The sequence below is a fragment of the Okeania sp. genome (assembly GCF_983059655.1).
Genome location: NZ_CEZPJD010000652.1, coordinates 1 through 4,612, shown reverse-complemented (window position 1 = coordinate 4,612; position 4,612 = coordinate 1). Strand labels below are relative to the sequence as shown.

4 protein-coding genes are annotated in these 4,612 nt (G+C 33.6%); all 4 read right to left on the bottom strand.

Annotated elements, in window-relative coordinates:
- Positions 1–126: 126 nt before the first annotated feature.
- The 4 genes from AC3DU7_RS26005 to AC3DU7_RS25990 all read right to left on the bottom strand — a co-directional run bounded on the left by AC3DU7_RS26005 (position 127) and on the right by AC3DU7_RS25990 (position 4,185).
- The gene (locus tag AC3DU7_RS26005; protein WP_488042177.1) at positions 127–1,794 is read right to left on the bottom strand and encodes a CocE/NonD family hydrolase; all 1,668 of its coding nucleotides are present in this window, start codon (positions 1,792–1,794) and stop codon (positions 127–129) included.
- Between the two features lie 294 nt (positions 1,795–2,088).
- The gene (locus tag AC3DU7_RS26000) at positions 2,089–2,532 is read right to left on the bottom strand and encodes a cupin domain-containing protein (protein ID WP_488042176.1); all 444 of its coding nucleotides are present in this window, start codon (positions 2,530–2,532) and stop codon (positions 2,089–2,091) included.
- 760 nt (positions 2,533–3,292) lie between these two features.
- Positions 3,293–3,418: a hypothetical protein gene (locus AC3DU7_RS25995; RefSeq protein WP_488042175.1), complete on the bottom strand. Its 126-nt coding sequence runs from the start codon at positions 3,416–3,418 to the stop codon at positions 3,293–3,295.
- Positions 3,415–4,185 (bottom strand): cysteine hydrolase family protein, encoded by a 771-nt coding sequence (locus tag AC3DU7_RS25990; protein ID WP_488042174.1) that lies wholly within the window; start codon positions 4,183–4,185, stop codon positions 3,415–3,417. Before AC3DU7_RS25990 ends, AC3DU7_RS25995 begins: the two co-directional genes overlap by 4 nt.
- Between the last annotated feature and the right edge of the window lie 427 nt (positions 4,186–4,612).

Sequence of the window (4,612 nt, the reverse complement as noted above, 5' to 3'; positions counted from 1 at the left end):
GACAAAAAGTCTATATCTTTTTCGTAAGCATTCAGCTATCAGCTTTTTAAAGAATAAAGCAAAGACTAAGGTTAATCGTTTGTGTAAACCTAAGTGTGAATATCTAGAGGAAATTTAAGTTTTTTTTCAGACTTTTAATCCTTCCTCCCTCTTTCTTCTTCCCTCTTCCTTCTTCCTTACTTTAGATAAAGAAATTCTTGAAGGATTATTTTTTCCTGATCTAACAGTTATAGTAATAACTTTTGCATCAATTAATCGTACTTCTTTTGGTGGTTTATCTGTACCAGGATTAATTACATATGCAGGAAAACAAGCTGCACTTAAACTCAGTCGAATAGCATTACCTTTCTCAATTTTTATACAAGTTGGCTGTAAAGATATTTTCACTGGTAAGTCATTAGAAACAACCTTGATATAACCTTGGGTAAAATTATAAACATTACCGTTTTGTTTGACTTCAGATAACACAGCTGAAAGGTCAAAACTATTGGTATCTGCTGTACAATAAACTTCTACATAAACATCTCCAGCTATGTGTAAATCTTCTGTTAAAAATTCAGAAGTATAAGTCAAAATATCGGTACGACAATCTAATTCTGAACGTTCAAAAGAACCTGCCGGAAATGTGGCATGACCACCCAATGCTGGAACAGGTCGCCAGGGGTCATGTACGAATATATCATCAGTAGAAATATCTGGACAATTATCGTCAAGTTTCCCTGAATCTTCTCTCATATTCGCAAGTCCTGTACTAGCTAAATAATAGAACTGATAATTATTACTCGGCCAGGAATCAAAATTACGCCATTCGTTACTTCCCATCTCAAATAAAGAAACAGGCGATCGCTCTAATATTCCTGTATTTATTCCTTTGAGAACTTGATCAAACCATAATATTTGCATATCATCTATAGGGTTAGAGGCTGCTAAACCATAATTTACAGCTCCTAATTTTCTTCCCCAAGGAATATGAGACCAAGGACCTACTATTAATTTTTGTAAGAATTTACTGCGAGGAAATATTTTTTGATACAAATTAATTGTACCTCGTAGATAAGTATCAAACCAACCACCAATATGTAACATTGGTAGGTCTACATTTTCTAGATTTGGTGATAGATTTTGCCAGTATTCACCAGGTTGATAATTTTCTAACCATTGATGATAAAAAGAGTCTGGTGCATACTTATTCATTACTTTTGATAAAGCCGGAATTGGAGTGGAAAAAGACAAATTTTTAGCAGCTTGATAAAGTTCTTGATATGCTCCTTCATCTTCTTGTAAACGAGCAGTTTCTGTTGCTAATTGAATTGCCCAACCTAAGTTTGTTTGTAAACGAAATGCTCCCCCTTCATAAGCCCATTCTGAATATAAATTATCGGCAATCATAGCAGGACAAATTGTTTTTAAAGCAGGAAGTTTAGCACTAGCAGCATATAGTTGAGTCATACCTTGATAAGAAAACCCATACATCCCTATTTTGCCAGTGCTACCTGGTAAATTTGCTGCCCAATTAATAGTATCAATTCCATCGTTAATTTCATGGGTAAATAATTGAAATTCTCCCTCAGATGTACCTCTACCTCGTACATCTTGAATAATCACAATATAACCATGGGAAGCATACCATTTTGGATGAGCATAGACTACTGTCGAAGCGATCGCTCTGCCATAAGGTTGCCGCATTAATAGGACTGGAAATTCACCCTCTGCATCAGGGCGATAAATATCAGCATCTAAACGTATTCCATCTCTAGTAAATATTGAAGCTGTTTCTTTAGGTAAAACTTTCATTTTGGGAATTGGGAGTAGTTCAACAATTAATTTAATAATTAATAATTACCTCTCTTTAAAAATAAGAGGATTGAATAAAAGGATTTTTTTGATTTATTTATTCTTTTCGTACAGAAGGTTGATTATTGATATACCCTTGTTTTAGATATTCCATAAGTCAAAAGTAATAATAGTAGTTGCTATATCAAAAATTCTCTTTTGACTTTGGGTTTAAGACTCCGTCATTTACTGGTTGTTTACAAGCTTGTTGGGGTTTAAGTCCCCATCCACTTCTTCCTTATTTCTTCTTCCTTCTTAAATACAACTTGAGCGAGAAAGAACTTGCATATCTTCTTCATCCAAATCTACTGGTGTTCCACTACGAATTAGTTCCGCAAAATCTTCATTTGGCACCATAATACATAAAGCATAAAGACGAGTTAAACCAGTATTTTCTATAACATGAATCCCTTTTGGTGGCACTAAAATACTATCACCAGTACGAATATTAATAGATTTTCCATCACATCTTGCTATTCCTTCTCCTTTAATAATAAAGAACATTTCTACCGCAAAATTATGTCGATTTGGAGGAGTTTTTCCCCCCACATCAAAAATTTCTAAACATACAGTTAAAGAAGCATTTGCAATTACAGGGTCGAAAATAATTGCTAATCGATTACTATCATTAGGACTAATACGATATGCTTGATAATCTTGAGGAGATTTAAGGACTGGAATCATGCATTGAGTAATCATTTTATTATAGGTAATAGTATTAATTTATTCAGGAAATTATTGATTATTTAGTTGTAAGCATTCTGTAGAAAATTCTTACATTTATTTGTAGTTTAACCTAGATACCAGTTATATCAAATCCGGTAGCATCAGTTTAATAAGATAGTGGATCAGAATCCAGAATTCAGAATTTCCTACGGAATGCTCCGCAAACAGAAGGGAAAATAACTCAGAATTCTTTCCGCTCTGGATGAAGATGGAATATTTTTTTATACCGAATTAAACGGATTCGAGATGACATCATCGCTACTCAGCTTGGCATTAAAATTTATAGTTTTTAACTGGCAATAAATAAAAAAAATTTTGTAATTTTACTTTTTATTTAAACTGATTTTTTTTCCTTCTTAAATTATATGTATTTTTGAATTTCATCTCTTTTTAACTTCAGTTGCAAAGTGCCAATTTTTCATAATTAGTATTTGACCGAACATGAGACTTTTCAGAAAAATATTTATATTTTGATTTTGAGTTTAATACCCAACCGTCTACAGGGTGTTTACAATTTGTTGAGGTTTGACTCCTCATCCACTTTTTCCTTTTTATTTCTTTAATCCTTCAGTCTTTCTGTAAGGATTCAGGTATCTCAAACCCAGTTATAGAGAGAACTCTGAAAATGACTAACTCAGCAATTTAATAGTCTCATTCTCAATAATGACGAAAATAAAGGTTTGTAGCCATTTCTAATTGAGAATATAATTTGGGAGATAGTTGCCGGAAATGCTTATCCATCAAGATTTATAGGCTTTTCCATAGGACCTGAATCCTTAAGTCTTTCTTCCTTCTTGCTCCTTTCTTCTTCCTTCTTTCTTGCTTCTTGCTTCTTGCTTCTTGCTTCTTCCTTCTTCAATTAATAGCCTCTAAAATAACATGAGAATTTGTGACAAACCCAAAACATTGTTTCACATTATAAATAGTAGCTTGCCAACAATATTCAGGGGAAGTAGTAGCAGTACAGTCCGAAACTAAAATGCAGTCATAACCAAGGAAATTTGCATCTTGTAATGTTGCCATTACACATTGATCTGCATTCACTCCTGCAAATAAGAGAGTTGTTTTGCCAATATTTCGCAGAATACTATCAAGAGGAGTATCCCAAAACCCGCTCATCCTATATTTACTTACACGAATATCTTCTGGTTGTTGCTCTAACTCATCAACAACTGCTGCTGCCCAACTTCCTTCTATAAGTACGGGGGCATTATTTTTTGGCAGTGGATCTCCTAAACCTATACCTTTACCAGTAGGGTTATACACATGGCGTAACCCAGCGCTAATATTCAGTAAGTCGGGGCGGTTTCCCCAATTTAACCAAATTATCGGAACCTTTTGCGATCGCAGTTGTGGTAAAAAATTTATTAGTGGTTGAATGGGGGACCTTGCAGGTGTTACATCTACACCAATATGAGCTAACCAACCATCAGGGTGACAGAAATCATTTTGCATATCTATAACTAGAATTGCTGTTTTAGCTAAATCTAATTTAATACTTTTGGTTTCAGTTTTAATGACAATGGGTTGAGCAGGAAGAGAAGGACGAGTAATATCTGCAGTTGTCTCATCCACTGCCCACGCATTGGGTGGTATACCCAGAGCTTCAAGGGAGGAATTCTGCATAACAGCTTATCAGGTAAATTTGTCAATAAAATAAGGAAGAGCATAGAAAAATTCTCTATACTTTTCCTTATTTTCGTTGATCGTAATATTATTGCTTGTATTATTTAATGAATTTTTAATTTTCCTATTAATTGTTCGGGTAATTTTTATTTTTAAATGTTTGTATGGTAAATTTAAAGGTTAAAAGCTTTAAACAACAATTTAGCCAATCCTCTTTTTTATAAGAAGAGGTAACTATTAATAATTAATTGTTGAACTACTCCCTTATTTATTAGAGAAAATTTAAAACTCCTGAATTAAAACCCAGGAGAATAAAAATGACATATTTCCAAAGCTCCCAATCTATATCTGTGGAGAATTAAACTATTTAGCAGCATTACTTATTAGTTGTATAGGTGTATTTCTCCAGAGCTGGTCTAGTCTATTA

What these genes read in the sequence shown, in the direction of transcription:
- AC3DU7_RS26000 (WP_488042176.1), bottom strand. Translation starts at nt 2,532, where the DNA reads ATGATTACTCAATGCATGATTCCAGTCCTTAAATCTCCTCAAGATTAT.
- AC3DU7_RS26005 (WP_488042177.1), bottom strand. Translation starts at nt 1,794, where the DNA reads ATGAAAGTTTTACCTAAAGAAACAGCTTCAATATTTACTAGAGATGGA.
- AC3DU7_RS25990 (WP_488042174.1), bottom strand. Translation starts at nt 4,185, where the DNA reads ATGCAGAATTCCTCCCTTGAAGCTCTGGGTATACCACCCAATGCGTGG.